Below are 12,963 nucleotides of genomic sequence, written 5' to 3'. Positions count from 1 at the left end.
GACGGCGCGGGTCCCGGTCCGCCGGGGTTAGTCCCACCAGAAGGTCCAGACGGGGGTGTCCACCAGGCCCTTGTGGGCGTAGTCCCGCAGGGTGCTGTGGTGGCCCTGCGTGATGCTGTCAGGGCAGAACGCGAAGTGCTCCGCCGCCACCGCCTCGGCCTCCTCGGCCGTGCGCGGCGGCGCCGCCACCGAGACCACCAGCTGGTCGAAGGTGAGCGCGACGACCCGGGCGCCGAAACGGTCCTCCCATGAGCGCAGCACCGCGCACAGCCGGGCCACGTCGTTCTCGTGGTTCAGGGGCCCGCCCCAGCCGATGACCGCTGGTATGTCCGCGCTGCGCCGCGCCGGAACCAGCGCCGGACGGGCGTCCTCCAGCCAGAACCCCGGCTCCGTCAGCATCTCGGCGACCGTGGCCGCCGCCCCGTCGGGATCCGTGTCGCAGGGCAGCGCCGGAGCCAGGCCCGGCCAGCCGCCGGCCCCGGGCAGCTCATCCGAGGCGTTCGCCTCCCAGAACTCGGCGAGGACCTCCTCGGCCTCGTGGTCCGCCGGGTCGCTCATCCGCTCCGGCTCCAGCTCCCACCTGTCCAGGTCCCACTTCCCGCCCAGCAGGACCGGCAGCAGCCCCGCCGTACGTGCCGCCGGGCGCAGTGCGTTCCAGGCGGCCGGGCCCGCCGCCTCCTGTCCCGACCAGAGGTACGGGGCGTCCGCCGGGCCCATGAGGGTGCCGGGCGGCAGGTCGAGGCCGAGGGAACGGCCGGTCGGGTCGGACACGAGCCGGGGAAGCTGGTTCGGGATCATCGCCATGACCAGAACGTACGGGGTGCCACTGACAACGGGGCGAGTGGTGCGGCGGCACCGGGCGGCGCACTCTGGAGAGGTAGCCGACAGGTACCTCGCTGGAGGTGGTCCTCATGATGCACACGCTTGTCGGATGGCACGTGGAGATGGAGTTCCAGGAGGAAGGCGACCGGACGAGGGCCGCGGCGATGGTCCGGCTCACCGACGGCACCGAGTTCCGGGCCCATGGCACCGCGAACCGGCACCCCTCCGACCCGGACCAGCTGCGGGTCGGCGAGGAGATCGCCGGCGCGCGGGCGCTGATGGACCTGGCCTCGCAGCTGCTCCAGAAGGCCCACACGGAGATCGACGAGGTGTCGGGCAGGACCTCGCGCAACCTTCGCTGACGACGAAGCCCCCGGGCGGTGGTCCGCGCCGGGGGCTCCGCCTTCGAGGCCTCAGAGGCGCTCGGGCGTCCTGATGCCGAGCAGCGCCATGCCCTGGTGGAGCGTGCGTGCGGTCAGCTCGCAGAGGAAGAGGCGGTTCTCCGCGACCTCCTGCGCCGGCTCGGGCTTGATGACGGGGCAAAGGTCGTAGAACGTCGTGAACAGCGAAGCCAGCTGGTACAGGTACGCGGCCAGCTTGTGCGGGGCGTACTCCGCGGCTGCCTCGGCGATCACCTCGCCGAACTGGTCCAGGTGCAGGCCGAGCGCGCGCTCGGCCGGGGCCAGCTCCAGCTCCGGGTGGGCGAGCGGCTTGCGGTCGCCGGCCTTCCCGAAGATCGAGTTGATCCGCGCGTACGCGTACTGCAGGTACACCGAGGTGTCGCCGTTCAGCGAGACCATCTGGTCCAGGTCGAACTTGTAGTCACGCGCGGCGGACGTCGACAGGTCGGCGTACTTGACCGCGCCGATGCCCACCTGGGTGCCCCGCTCGGAGATCTCCTCCTCCGTGAGGTCCCGAGCCTTCTCGCGCACGACCGACGTGGCCCGGTCCACGGCCTCGTCCAGCAGGTCCACCAGCCGCACCGTCTCGCCCTCGCGGGTCTTGAACGGCTTGCCGTCCTTGCCGAGGACCGTGCCGAAGGCCAGCTGGACGGCCTTGACGTCGTCGTTCAGCCAGCCGGCCCGGCGGGCCGTCTCGAAGACCATCTTGAAGTGCAGCGACTGGCGGGCGTCGACCACGTACAGCAGGGTCGTCGCCTTCAGGTTCCGGACCCGGTCGCGGATCGCGGACAGGTCCGTCGCCGCGTACCCGAAGCCGCCGTCGGACTTCTGGACGATCAGCGGGGTCGGGTTGCCGTCCGGGCCCTTCACGTCGTCGAAGAACACGCAGAGCGCGCCCTCGGAGCGGACGGCGACGCCCGACTCCTCCAGGACGCGGCAGGTCTCCGCCAGCATCTCGTTGTAGCCGGACTCGCCGACGACGTCGGCGTCCCGGATGTCCATGTCGAGCTTGTCGAAGACCGAGTAGAAGTAGATCTTCGACTCGTCGACGAACCGCTGCCAAAGCGCGAGGGTCTCCTCGTCACCGGCCTGGAGGTCGACGACGCGCGCGCGGGCCCGCGTCTTGAACTCCTCGTCGGAGTCGAAGAGGGCGCGCGAGGCCTTGTAGAGCCGGTTCAGGTTCGACATGGCCTCCTCACCGGAGACCTCGGTGCCGTCCTCGGCCTTGTGGTCCAGCTCGTGCGGGTGCTCGATCAGGAACTGGATGAGCATGCCGAACTGGGTGCCCCAGTCGCCGATGTGGTGGCGGCGGACCACGCTCTCGCCGGTGAACTCCAGGATCTCGACCATCGCGGCGCCGATCACGGCGGAGCGGAGGTGGCCGACGTGCATCTCCTTCGCCACGTTCGGCTGGGCGTAGTCGATGACCGTCGTGCCGGCCGACTCGTTGAACGGCACGCCGAGCCGGGCGTCGGCCGCGCGGGCCGCGAGGGTCCGCACGATCGCCGCGTCGGTGACCGTGATGTTCAGGAAGCCGGGGCCCGAGACCTCGATCTCCGCCAGGACGTCGTTCTCCGGGATCGCGGCGACGACCTGGGTCGCCAGCTCACGCGGGTTGCCCTTGAGCCGCTTGGCCAGGGCCAGGATGCCGTTGGCCTGGAAGTCGGCCCGGTCGCTTCGTCGGAGCAGCGGGTCGGCGGACGCGGCCTCCGGCAGGGCTGCCGAGAGGCCGTCCGCGAGGCGCTGCTGCACGGTCGAAGCGAGGGAAGGGACCGAGGCCATGAGCTTCCGTTCCTGTTGAGTTCGGTGAGTTCGGTAGGTCTGAATCGCTTGTCAAGTGTCCCATGGGAGCGCAACGTGATTTCCCCGCCTGTGGACGACGGCGGGCCGCAAGCGATCTCCGGCTGTGGACAACCTCGGAGTGCGCTCTTCCGTCTGGGAGAATGGCTCACGTAGGGCCGTCAGGCAGCACCCCTCAGGAAGAAGGACGTACCGACCGTGGCTCAGAGCAGCACCGAGACCGACTGGGTCTCCCGTTTCGCGGACGAGGTCATCGCCGAGTCGGAGCGACGTGCGCCTGGCAAACCGGTCGTCGTCGCCTCCGGTCTCTCCCCGTCCGGCCCGATCCACCTGGGCAACCTCCGCGAGGTCATGACCCCGCACCTGGTCGCCGACGAGATCCGCCGCCGCGGGTACGAGGTCAGGCACCTCATCTCCTGGGACGACTACGACCGCTACCGCAAGGTGCCCAACGGCATCGAGGGCATCGACGCGTCCTGGGCCGAGCACATCGGCAAGCCGCTGACCTCCGTCCCGGCCCCCGCCGGTTCCCCCCACCCCAACTGGGCCGAGCACTTCAAGGCCGCCATGGTCGAGTCGCTGGCCGAGCTGGGCGTCGAGTACGACCCGATCAGCCAGACCGAGCAGTACACCGCGGGCACCTACCGCGAGCAGATCCTGCACGCGATGAAGCACCGCGGTGACATCGACGCCATCCTCGACCAGTACCGGACGAAGAAGGCGCCGAAGAAGCAGTCGCAGAAGCCTGTCGACGAAGCCGAGCTGGAGGCCGAGGAGGGCTCCGGCGCGGCGAGCGAGGACGACGGCTCCGGCGGCTCCTCGGGCTACTTCCCGTACAAGCCGTACTGCGGGCAGTGCGAGAAGGACCTGACGACCGTCACGTCGTACGAGGACGAGACCACCGAGCTGGCCTACACCTGCGCCAACTGCGGCTTCGCCGAGACCGTGAAGCTCAGCGAGTTCAACCGCGGCAAGTTGGTCTGGAAGGTCGACTGGCCGATGCGCTGGGCGTACGAGGGCGTCATCTTCGAGCCCTCCGGCGTCGACCACTCCTCGCCCGGCTCGTCCTTCGTCGTCGGCGGCCAGATCGTCCGCGAGATCTTCGACGGCGTCCAGCCGATCGGCCCGATGTACGCCTTCGTCGGCATCAGCGGCATGGCCAAGATGTCCTCCTCGCGCGGTGGCGTCCCGACCGCCGCCGACGCGCTGAAGATCATGGAAGCACCGCTGCTCCGCTGGCTGTACGCCCGTCGTCGGCCCAACCAGTCGTTCAAGATCGCCTTCGACCAGGAGATCCAGCGGCTGTACGACGAGTGGGACAAGCTGGAGGCCAAGGTCGCGGACGGCAGCGTGCTGCCCGCGGACGCCGCCGCGCACGCCCGTGCCGCCCGCACGGCCGCCGGCGAGCTGCCGCGCACCCCGCGCCCGCTGCCGTACCGGACGCTCGCCTCGGTCATGGACATCACCGCCGGCCACGACGAGCAGACCCTGCGGATCCTGACCGAGCTCGACCCGGAGAACCCGGTCACCTCCCTCGACGAGGTCCGTCCGCGGCTGGACCGCGCCGAGAACTGGATCACCAGCCAGGTCCCGGCCGACCAGCGCACCATCGTCCGCGAGGAGCCCGACACCGAGCTGCTCGGCTCCCTCGACGACGAGGGCCGCGAGTCGCTCCGCCTCCTCCTGGCGGGCCTCGACACCCACTGGTCGCTCGACGGGCTCACCACGCTCGTCTACGGCGTCCCGAAGGTGCTGGCCGGTCTCGACCCCGAGGCAAAGCCGACGCCCGAGCTGAAGCTCGCGCAGCGCGCGTTCTTCGCCCTGCTGTACAAGCTCCTGGTCAGCCGCGAGACCGGGCCGCGACTGCCCACGCTGCTGCTCGCGGTGGGCGCGGACCGAGTGAGGAAGCTGCTCGGCGCGTGAGCGTGAGTACGTGAGTACGTGAGTACGTGAAAGGGGCCGCCACCCGGATCCGGGTGGCGGCCCCTTTGCGCGCTGCTGGGTCGGTCAGGGAGTGTCGTACTCGGTCATGTCCCGCTGGATCTCCTGCTGGATCTCAGGAATCAGCCGGTGCAGCAGCTCGGGATCGCGGAGCCGCTGGACGCCGTAGTACTCGGCCACCTGGCGCTCGAGCTCCGGGTCCTCCGGGAAGCGGTTGTGCTCCACGGCGTACGCCCAGGTGAGCTTGTGGACGACCTCACGGAAGTCGTCGGCCGGCGGCTCCTGCTGCTCCTGCGGCTCCACCTGCTCCACGTACTCGGGGTACTCGACGAACTCCTCGGGACCCGACGGAGGCACATCCTCCGGTCCCTGCGGGACCGGGACCGGCATGGGCTCCAGACCCTCGACGATCCGCGGGTTGTACGTGCCCTCGTACGTCTCCGGGGACAGCTGCTGCGTGTCGAACCACGGGCTCTCGTGGTTCACGGGCGCTGCCGGCACATCCCCCTGCGGAAGGCCAGGGTGCGGAAGCTGCTGCGGCAGCGGTGCCTGCGCTGCATGCTGCAACTGGGGCTGGAGGTGCGGCTGGGGCTGCTGGGGCAGCTGCGCCGGTGCCTGCGGCTGCGGGGGCAGCAGGGCCGGTTCGATGCCGGCCGCGGCCAGGCCCGCCGCGGCCGTCTCCGCCAGCGGCACCCCGTACCGCGCGAGCCGCAGCGGCATCAGCGCCTCCACCGGCGCCTTGCGCCGCCAGCTGCGGCCGAAACGGGCCTGCAGCCGCGCCTGGTAGATCAGCCGCTCCTGCTCCAGCTTGATGACCTGCTCGTACGAGCGCAGCTCCCACAGCTTCATCCGGCGCCACAGCCGGAACGTCGGCACAGGGGAGAGCAGCCAGCGGGTCAGCCGGACGCCCTCCATGTGCTTGTCCGCCGTGATGTCCGCGATCCGGCCCACCGCGTGCCGCGCGGCCTCGACGGCCACCACGAACAGGACCGGGATCACCGCGTGCATGCCGACGCCCAGCGGGTCCGGCCAGGCGGCCGCGCCGTTGAACGCGATCGTCGCCGCCGTCAGCACCCACGCGGTCTGGCGGAGCAGCGGGAACGGGATGCGGAGCCAGGTCAGGAGCAGATCGAGGGCGAGCAGCACACAGATACCCGCGTCGATGCCGATCGGGAAGAAGTACGAGAAGGTGCCGAAGCCCTTCTGCAGCGCGAGCTCCCGCACGGCGGCGTACGAACCCGCGAAACCGATCCCCGCGATGATCAGCGCACCGGCGATGACGAGGCCGATGAGTATTCGGTGTGTGCGTGTCAGCTGCATCGCGGCCACCCGCGATCCCCTCCCGTCAAACGACATCCCGCGCGCACAGAGTGGCACATGTGCGCGAAGCCCGGCCCTCGGGGGGAGGGACGGGCTCCGCGCCGACAGGCCTGTCTGCGCTGTTTTGTGACTACTTGTTGGCTGCGACGACCGCGGCCACGGCTTCCTTGGCCGCCGTCGTCGCGCCCTTGATGATCGATGCCTCGCTCGGGGTGGCGGCGCCCGCGTAACCGGCGCCGTTGTAGGAGAGCAGCACCAGGACGTTGCCCGTGCGCGCCACGACGGAGGTGTAGACGAAGTCCTCGTTCGTCTTGCGCAGCTGGTACGTGACCGCCTGAGCCTCCTCGCCGATGCCGGGGGCCGGGGCGGTGCGGAGCTTCTTGGCGCCCTCGGTCTGCTGGACCTTGCCGAGCTCCTTGGTGAAGTTCTCCTGGGCGCGCTCCTGGCCGCTGCCGAGGGAGGTGTCCGACTCGTACCGGTAGAAGGACACGTCGAGCCAGCGGTACTGCGAGCCCTTCACGCCCTTGTCGTCCAGGCCGTTCCACGAGCAGCCGCTGCGGCTGGTGAGGTCGCTGGAGGGGGCGGGCGTGCCGCTCTTGGTCTTCGCCTTGGGAACCAGGGCGGCGACGGTCTTGGCGGTGATCGCCTTGCAGGCCTGGGGCAGCTCCGTGAACTTCGCCGGCTCGACCGTCTTCGTCGTCTGCGAGGGCGTGGGGGTCGCGGTGGCGGACGCGGCGCCCTTGTCCTTCGACCCCGTCGAACCGGCGCCGCCGGAGTCCCCGGAGTCCGAGGAGCAGCCGGCGACGACGAGCATCACCGGGACGGCGGCGCAGGCGAGTATGCGGGTGAGTCGCGGGGCGGTTCGCTGCATGGTTCCTTCAGTCGCTTGTCGTACTGGTCCGGCGTGGGTCTCGGGTACGGCCACGGCGTGGGGCCACGGGTACGCCGACACGTTACGTGGTCGCCGTCCGCTCACGGAGCGGAGACGAACGGCTACTCCTCCAGCCGTTCGGCGAGCAGCCGGGCCAGGTTCCGGGCCTTTTCCTGCAGTTCCTTGCTGTCCGGGGCCTCCGCGGAGCCGTTGGTCTGCTCCCGGTAGGAGACGGTCACGATGACGTTGGATGTGCGGAACACCACGCTGACGACCCGCTGATGGCCGTTCGCGCCGACCTTGCTGAGGACGTCGTCGAGGTACGCGATCTCGCCGAGGCCTTCGAGGACGCGGGGTTCGAGGCCGGTGGGGTCGACGGTGGGGGTGGGGGTGCCGGCGGGGGCGCCCGAGGTGCCCGGGTTGCCGGGGGTGGCCTTGGCGGCGTTCGTCGTGACGTTCGTCGTCCTGGCGTTCGTGGAGGCCTTGTCCGAGGGGGTGCCGCCGGGGGAGGTCTGGCCGGGCCGGGTGCCCTTGCCGTCGCCCGCGCCCGTGCCCGTGCTCGGTGACGCCGGGGGCGTCGTGGGCTGCGGTGTCACGGGCAGGGGGATGCCGGCCGCGAGCTGCTTGCGGACGTACACCTCCTGCGCCCGGTCGTCGTCGCTGACGGCGGTGTCGTACGAGACGACCCGCTCGATGTCGAGGGCGAGCCGGTGCGAGGTGTCGGGGGTGTCGGCCTTCCACGTGCAGCCGACGCGCCGGTCGGTGTCGTACGTGACGGCGGCGGAGCCGCGGTACGCCTTGCCCCGCTCGGGGTCGGGCAGCGCGGCGGCACCCGGGAGCATGTCCTTGAGCGCGGCCTGCGGGACGGAGCCGCAGGGCTCGAAGAGGGTGTGGTAGCGGCCCGGGGGCGCGACGGGCTCGGCTGGGCCGGCCTTGGCGTCGACGGCGATGTCGTCGGCGGGGGTCCCGCTGGAGCAACCGGTGAGGCCGATGCCCAGGCCGAGGCCCAGGGCGAGGGCGACGGCGGTGCGAGCCGCGGACCCGGTGCGGCCGGGGGCGTACCTCTTTCGCTGCACGGTCCCAGGCTCCCTTCTCCCGAAGTCTTTCCCGAAAACTGTTTGCCGCGCGAACCCGGCCGATGGACACAATGTCTATCGCACACGCAGCTGTTGATGCCGGTCCGCTGTCACCTGTACGGGCTTTGGCTCCGGTTTTTGCGTTATCAGACTTTTCGGGGGAATCGAGGGAGTATGTCGTACGTCGAGGTGCCGGGAGCGAAGGTGCCGATCCGGATGTGGGCCGATCCCGCCACGGTGGAGGGCGGTGCCATGCAGCAGTTGCAGAACGTGGCGACGCTGCCGTGGATCAAGGGCCTGGCCGTGATGCCGGACGTGCACTACGGCAAGGGTGCGACGGTCGGTTCGGTGATCGCGATGCAGGGTGCGGTCTGTCCGGCGGCGGTCGGTGTGGACATCGGCTGCGGGATGTCGGCGGTCAAGACCTCACTGACGGCGAACGACCTGCCGGGCGACCTGTCCCGCCTCCGCTCGAAGATCGAGCAGGCGATCCCGGTGGGGCGCGGCCTGCACCGCACGGAGGTGGACCCGGGGCGGCTGTACCAGTTCCCGACGGCGGGGTGGGGGGACTTCTGGGCGCGGTTCGACACGGTTGCCGATCCGGTGAAGTTCCGTCGCGAGCGGGCTGCCCAGCAGATGGGAACGCTCGGCGGGGGGAATCACTATGTGGAATTCTGCATAAGCGCGCAGGGTGACGTGTGGCTCGTTCTTCACTCCGGATCGCGCAACATCGGCAAGGAACTCGCCGAGTACCACATCGGCGAGGCGCAGAAACTGCCGCACAACCAGGGCTTGGTGGACAGGGACCTGGCGGTGTTCGTCGCTGACACCCCACAGATGGCGGCCTATCGGAACGACCTCCACTGGGCTCAGGACTACGCGAAGTACAACCGGGCCGTCATGATGGCGCTCTTCCAGGAGGTCCTTCGCCGGGAGTTCCGCAAGGCGAAGGTGACCTTCGATCCGGTGATCTCCTGCCATCACAACTACGTGGCGGAGGAGCGGTACGAGGGCATGGACCTGCTGGTCACGCGGAAGGGTGCGATCCGGGCCGGCTCCGGTGAGTTCGGGATCATCCCGGGCTCGATGGGCACGAGCTCGTACATCGTGAAGGGGCTCGGCAACGAGAAGGCCTTCAACTCCGCCTCGCACGGTGCGGGGCGGCGGATGAGCCGGAGCGAGGCGAAGCGTCGCTTCACGGTGCGGGACCTGGAGGAGCAGACGCGGGGTGTGGAGTGCCGCAAGGACTCCGGCGTCGTGGACGAGATCCCGGGCGCGTACAAGCCGATCGAGCAGGTGATGGAACAGCAGCGGGACCTCGTGGAGGTCGTCGCCAAGCTGAAGCAGGTCATCTGCGTGAAGGGCTGAGCCGCCGCTTCACGGGGGTGGAAGGGAGGGGGTGGCGCGGTGCGCCGGCCCCTCCCTTCGCCCTGTCGTCCTACAGCTCGCGGTGGACCTTGGTGTTGGAGGCCTGGGCTCGGGGGCGGACTACCAGGAGGTCGATGTTGACGTGCGGGGGGCGGGTGCAGGCCCAGGTGATGGTGTCGGCCACGTCGTCCGCCGTGAGGGGGGCCGCCACGCCCGCGTAGACCTTCGCCGCCTTTTCGGTGTCGCCGCGGAAGCGGGTGGCGGCGAACTCGTCGGTCTTGACCATGCCGGGGGCGATCTCGATGACGCGGACCGGGGTGCCGACGATCTCCAGGCGGAGGGTCTCGGCGAGGACGCGGGCGCCGTTCTTGGCGGCCACGTAGCCGGCGCCGCCCTCGTAGGTGGAGTGGCCGGCGGTGGAGGAGAGGACGACGACCGTGCCGTCGCCGCTCGCGGTGAGGGCCGGGAGCAGGGCCTGTGTCACGTTCAGCGTGCCGATGACGTTGACCTCGTACATCTGGCGCCAGTCGGCCGGGTCGCCGGTGGCGACGGGGTCCGCGCCAAGGGCGCCGCCCGCGTTGTTGACGAGGACGGCGAGGCTGTTGAAGGCGGTGGCGAACTCGTCGACGGCGGCGCGGTCGGTGACGTCCAGGGCGTAGGCGGTGGCCTGGTGGCCGGCTTCGTTGATCTCGGCGGCCAGGTCCTCGATGCGGTCCTTGCGCCGGGCGGTGAGCACCACGCGGTAGCCGGCGGCGGCCAGCTGCCTGGCCGTGGCCGCGCCGATTCCGCTGCTCGCTCCGGTGATGACGGCGATGGGGGTACCGGGGGCAGTCATGACGTGGTGCTCCTCGCGCAGGTGGTCGAATACGTCGATCGCCCGGTCAGGATAGGACGGGGCGCCGGTCAGCGGCCTCGCGGGGCGTACATGATCAAGGCCATTCCGGCGAGGCAGACGAGTGCGCCGATGACGTCCCAGCGGTCGGGCCGGTAGCCGTCGGCCACCATGCCCCAGGCGAGGGATCCGGCGACGAACACTCCTCCGTAGGCCGCGAGGACGCGGCCGAACTCGGCGTCGGGCTGGAGGGTCGCGACGAAGCCGTACACGCCGAGGGCGAGGACTCCGCCGCCGATCCAGATCCAGCCCCGGTGCTCGCGGACGCCCTGCCAGACGAGCCAGGCGCCGCCGATCTCGAAGAGGGCGGCGAGGACGAAGAGGGCGAGGGAACGGGCGGTGATCATGAGGGCAGCGTCCCATGAGACACGCTGGCTGACAGGTTGTCAGAATATGAGATGATCTGTGGGTATTTTGGCCCTATGCATGGAATGCGGAAGGGTGTGCTCGGGGTCGTTCTCGCGGCGGCCGTGGTGATGGGTGCGGGCCCGGGTGCCGGCGCCGTGGGGCCGGTGGTCGGGCCCGAGGCGGATCTGGCCCATCACGGTCATGTCTCCCTCTGGGACGGGCGGGTCGGGGTGTGGCTGGTCAGCGAGAACCTCGGCCCCAGCGATGTCCCCCAGGCGACCGTCCGGCTCGCCTTCTCCGAGTCGATGGCGGGCGGCCAGGAGCTGCCGTCGGCCTGTCTGTGGAGCAGCGACCGGGTGGTGTCCTGCCGGACGGGCGAACTGCCGGCCATGGGAGGTGCCGGCGAGCTGGCGCTCGACCTGCGGACCGCCGGTCTCCCGGACGAGCTGACCGTGGAGATCAGCACCGCCTGGCGGGACGGGGTGGCCGACCGGAACCCCGGGAACGACCGGCATCGCGTCCTCGTGCTGGCCACCGGCGACCCGTACGTCTTCTGACGGCCGGGGTGGCGGCCGGGCCGGGTGCTCAACGGCTCGTCCACTGGACGTAGCCGTCGGGGCGGACCAGGACCGCCGTCCGTCGTGCCGGATCCGTCCAGGTGGCCCGTACGAGGTGTCCCGGAGCGACCGGGGCGGTCCCCGGCAGGGCCGGAGGCTCGCCCTCCGGGGCGATCAGGACGAACTCGCCCCGGCGCAGCAGCTCGTAGAGCCGGCCCTCGCGCAGTCGCGCGTCCGGTGCGCGGCGCCCCGCGGGGCGGGCGGCGCCGGCCGGGGGCGCGTAGGCGATGCCGATTCCGCTGATCATGCCCAGGGCGCGGGCGGAGGCCGGCCGGACCGCGCCCAGGAAGCGGGCGGTGAGGGTGCGGGCCGCGCGGGTGAGCGGGGTGTGGGCCATCGCCAGGCGCACGATCGCGCCGCTGCTGCGCAGCACCATCGCGCCGACCGGGTGCCGCTCGGACTGGTAGCTGTCGAGGAGGGCTTCGGGGTCGGGGGCGTCGCCACGCAGGACGGCGGTGAGCTTCCAGGAGAGGTTGGCGGCGTCCTGGAGGCCGGTGTTCATGCCCTGGCCGCCGGCGGGGGAGTGGACGTGGGCGGCGTCTCCGGCGAGGAAGACCCGGCCCACCCGGTAGGCCGGTGCCTGGCGCTCGTCGCTGTGGAAGCGGGAGATCCAGCGCGGGTCGTGCATGCCGTGGTCGGTGCCGAAGGCGAGGCGGGCGATCTCGCGGACCTCGTCGAGGTCGACGGGCTCGCTGTCGGCGACCTGGCGGGTGCGGCTCCAGCCCATCACCCGGTACCAGCCGTCGCCGAAGGGGGCGAGGAAGGCGAAGCTGTCGCCGGAGCCGCTGACGGTGAACGACTCGGCGGGCTCCTCGGCCAGGCGGACGTCGGCGAGGACGAGGGAGCGGATCACGGAGCCGCCGGGGAAGGGCAGGCCCAGGGCGGTGCGGACCGCGCTGCGGACCCCGTCCGCGCCGACCAGTTGGCGGGCGGTGAGGGTGAGCGGCGCCCCGTCCGGGTCGGTGAGCTCCGCGGTGACCGTGCCGGCGTCCTGGCGCAGGCCGCGCAGCTCCGTCCCGTACCGGAAGGTGACCCCGGCGGACACCGCGCGGCGCTCCAGGAGGCGCTCCACCTCGTACTGCGGGGTGACGAGCAGGTGGTTGAAGCGGCTGGGCAGCCGGGTGAGGTCGAGGTCGAGGGCGCCGAAGAGCCGGGCGCGGTCCAGGGTGGTGCCGGTGGTGAGGAGTTCGTCCGCGAGGCCGCGGGCGTCCAACTGCTCCAGTGTGCGGGCGTGGACGCCGAAGGCGCGGGTCATGTTGCTGAGGCCGTGCGGGCGGCGCTCGACCAGGGTGACGCCGATGCCCGCGGTGGCGAGGTCGCCGGCGAGCAGCAGACCGGTGGGGCCCGCGCCGACGACCAGTACGTCCGTGTCCGTCTTCTCCGTGGTGCTCATGGCTGCCTCCAGGGTGCCCACGACCGTTGGCCAACAACTGTTGGTCAACGCTTGTTGGCAAATGTAGAGGTGGTTCGAATGGAATGTCAACGCCTGTTGGCCTACAGTCGTTGA

General features: G+C 70.9%; 12 protein-coding genes. 4 read left to right on the top strand and 8 right to left on the bottom strand.

The features are described 5' to 3' along the window. Positions 1-27: 27 nt before the first annotated feature. Entirely contained in the window at positions 28-804 is a 777-nt protein-coding gene (locus V4Y03_RS14285) for a DUF4253 domain-containing protein (RefSeq protein WP_317874881.1), read from the bottom strand. Between the two features lie 110 nt (positions 805-914). Between V4Y03_RS14285 and V4Y03_RS14280 the strand changes: the two genes are divergently transcribed. After that, positions 915-1,184 (top strand): DUF1876 domain-containing protein, encoded by a 270-nt coding sequence (locus V4Y03_RS14280; protein ID WP_317874890.1) that lies wholly within the window; start codon positions 915-917, stop codon positions 1,182-1,184. Between the two features lie 51 nt (positions 1,185-1,235). On the opposite strand, the gene argS is transcribed toward V4Y03_RS14280, so the two are convergent. Further along, positions 1,236-3,005 carry an arginine--tRNA ligase gene (gene argS / locus V4Y03_RS14275; protein WP_332435171.1) on the bottom strand — a complete coding sequence of 590 codons (1,770 nt, stop codon included), beginning with the start codon at positions 3,003-3,005 and terminating at the stop codon, positions 1,236-1,238. A 216-nt stretch (positions 3,006-3,221) separates the two neighbouring features. On the opposite strand from argS, the gene lysS reads away from it, so the two are divergent. After that, positions 3,222-4,946: a lysine--tRNA ligase gene (lysS, locus tag V4Y03_RS14270; protein ID WP_317874879.1), complete on the top strand. Its 1,725-nt coding sequence runs from the start codon at positions 3,222-3,224 to the stop codon at positions 4,944-4,946. An 84-nt stretch (positions 4,947-5,030) separates the two neighbouring features. On the opposite strand, the gene V4Y03_RS14265 is transcribed toward lysS, so the two are convergent. The 3 genes from V4Y03_RS14265 to V4Y03_RS14255 all read right to left on the bottom strand — a co-directional run bounded on the left by V4Y03_RS14265 (position 5,031) and on the right by V4Y03_RS14255 (position 8,231). Then, on the bottom strand, positions 5,031-6,293 hold the full coding sequence (locus V4Y03_RS14265) for a DUF2637 domain-containing protein (protein WP_332435170.1): 1,263 nt from the start codon (positions 6,291-6,293) through the stop codon (positions 5,031-5,033). A 121-nt stretch (positions 6,294-6,414) separates the two neighbouring features. Next, entirely contained in the window at positions 6,415-7,155 is a 741-nt protein-coding gene (locus tag V4Y03_RS14260) for a DUF3558 domain-containing protein (RefSeq protein WP_317874877.1), read from the bottom strand. A gap of 122 nt (positions 7,156-7,277) precedes the next feature. After that, the gene (locus V4Y03_RS14255; protein WP_332435169.1) at positions 7,278-8,231 is read right to left on the bottom strand and encodes a DUF3558 domain-containing protein; all 954 of its coding nucleotides are present in this window, start codon (positions 8,229-8,231) and stop codon (positions 7,278-7,280) included. Positions 8,232-8,405: 174 nt separating this feature from the next. Between V4Y03_RS14255 and V4Y03_RS14250 the strand changes: the two genes are divergently transcribed. Continuing rightward, the gene (locus tag V4Y03_RS14250) at positions 8,406-9,599 is read left to right on the top strand and encodes an RtcB family protein (protein ID WP_332435168.1); all 1,194 of its coding nucleotides are present in this window, start codon (positions 8,406-8,408) and stop codon (positions 9,597-9,599) included. 70 nt (positions 9,600-9,669) lie between these two features. Here the strand turns inward: V4Y03_RS14250 and V4Y03_RS14245 are convergent, their stop codons facing one another. Together V4Y03_RS14245 and V4Y03_RS14240 are read right to left on the bottom strand one after the other, a co-directional pair. Next, complete coding sequence (locus V4Y03_RS14245) at positions 9,670-10,434, bottom strand: SDR family NAD(P)-dependent oxidoreductase (RefSeq protein ID WP_332435167.1); 765 nt, start codon at positions 10,432-10,434, stop codon at positions 9,670-9,672. A gap of 68 nt (positions 10,435-10,502) precedes the next feature. Beyond that, positions 10,503-10,838: a YnfA family protein gene (locus V4Y03_RS14240; RefSeq protein WP_332435166.1), complete on the bottom strand. Its 336-nt coding sequence runs from the start codon at positions 10,836-10,838 to the stop codon at positions 10,503-10,505. Between the two features lie 75 nt (positions 10,839-10,913). On the opposite strand from V4Y03_RS14240, the gene V4Y03_RS14235 reads away from it, so the two are divergent. Further along, complete coding sequence (locus V4Y03_RS14235) at positions 10,914-11,396, top strand: hypothetical protein (RefSeq protein WP_317874873.1); 483 nt, start codon at positions 10,914-10,916, stop codon at positions 11,394-11,396. A gap of 28 nt (positions 11,397-11,424) precedes the next feature. Here the strand turns inward: V4Y03_RS14235 and V4Y03_RS14230 are convergent, their stop codons facing one another. After that, the gene (locus V4Y03_RS14230; RefSeq protein WP_332435165.1) at positions 11,425-12,849 is read right to left on the bottom strand and encodes an FAD-dependent monooxygenase; all 1,425 of its coding nucleotides are present in this window, start codon (positions 12,847-12,849) and stop codon (positions 11,425-11,427) included. Positions 12,850-12,963 lie beyond the last annotated feature (114 nt).

It is taken from the genome of Streptomyces sp. P9-A4, from assembly GCF_036634195.1.
Classification (GTDB): Bacteria; Actinomycetota; Actinomycetes; order Streptomycetales; family Streptomycetaceae; genus Streptomyces.
This window is presented reverse-complemented; position numbering and strand designations above follow the sequence as displayed.

Excerpts from the sequence above, each read along its gene's own strand:
- V4Y03_RS14285 (WP_317874881.1), bottom strand. The coding sequence starts at position 804 with ATGGCGATGATCCCGAACCAGCTTCCCCGGCTCGTGTCCGACCCGACC.
- V4Y03_RS14280 (WP_317874890.1), top strand. The coding sequence starts at position 915 with ATGCACACGCTTGTCGGATGGCACGTGGAGATGGAGTTCCAGGAGGAA.
- argS (WP_332435171.1), bottom strand. The coding sequence starts at position 3,005 with ATGGCCTCGGTCCCTTCCCTCGCTTCGACCGTGCAGCAGCGCCTCGCG.
- V4Y03_RS14260 (WP_317874877.1), bottom strand. The coding sequence starts at position 7,155 with ATGCAGCGAACCGCCCCGCGACTCACCCGCATACTCGCCTGCGCCGCC.
- V4Y03_RS14250 (WP_332435168.1), top strand. The coding sequence starts at position 8,406 with ATGTCGTACGTCGAGGTGCCGGGAGCGAAGGTGCCGATCCGGATGTGG.
- V4Y03_RS14245 (WP_332435167.1), bottom strand. The coding sequence starts at position 10,434 with ATGACTGCCCCCGGTACCCCCATCGCCGTCATCACCGGAGCGAGCAGC.
- V4Y03_RS14240 (WP_332435166.1), bottom strand. The coding sequence starts at position 10,838 with ATGATCACCGCCCGTTCCCTCGCCCTCTTCGTCCTCGCCGCCCTCTTC.
- V4Y03_RS14235 (WP_317874873.1), top strand. The coding sequence starts at position 10,914 with ATGCATGGAATGCGGAAGGGTGTGCTCGGGGTCGTTCTCGCGGCGGCC.
- V4Y03_RS14230 (WP_332435165.1), bottom strand. The coding sequence starts at position 12,849 with ATGAGCACCACGGAGAAGACGGACACGGACGTACTGGTCGTCGGCGCG.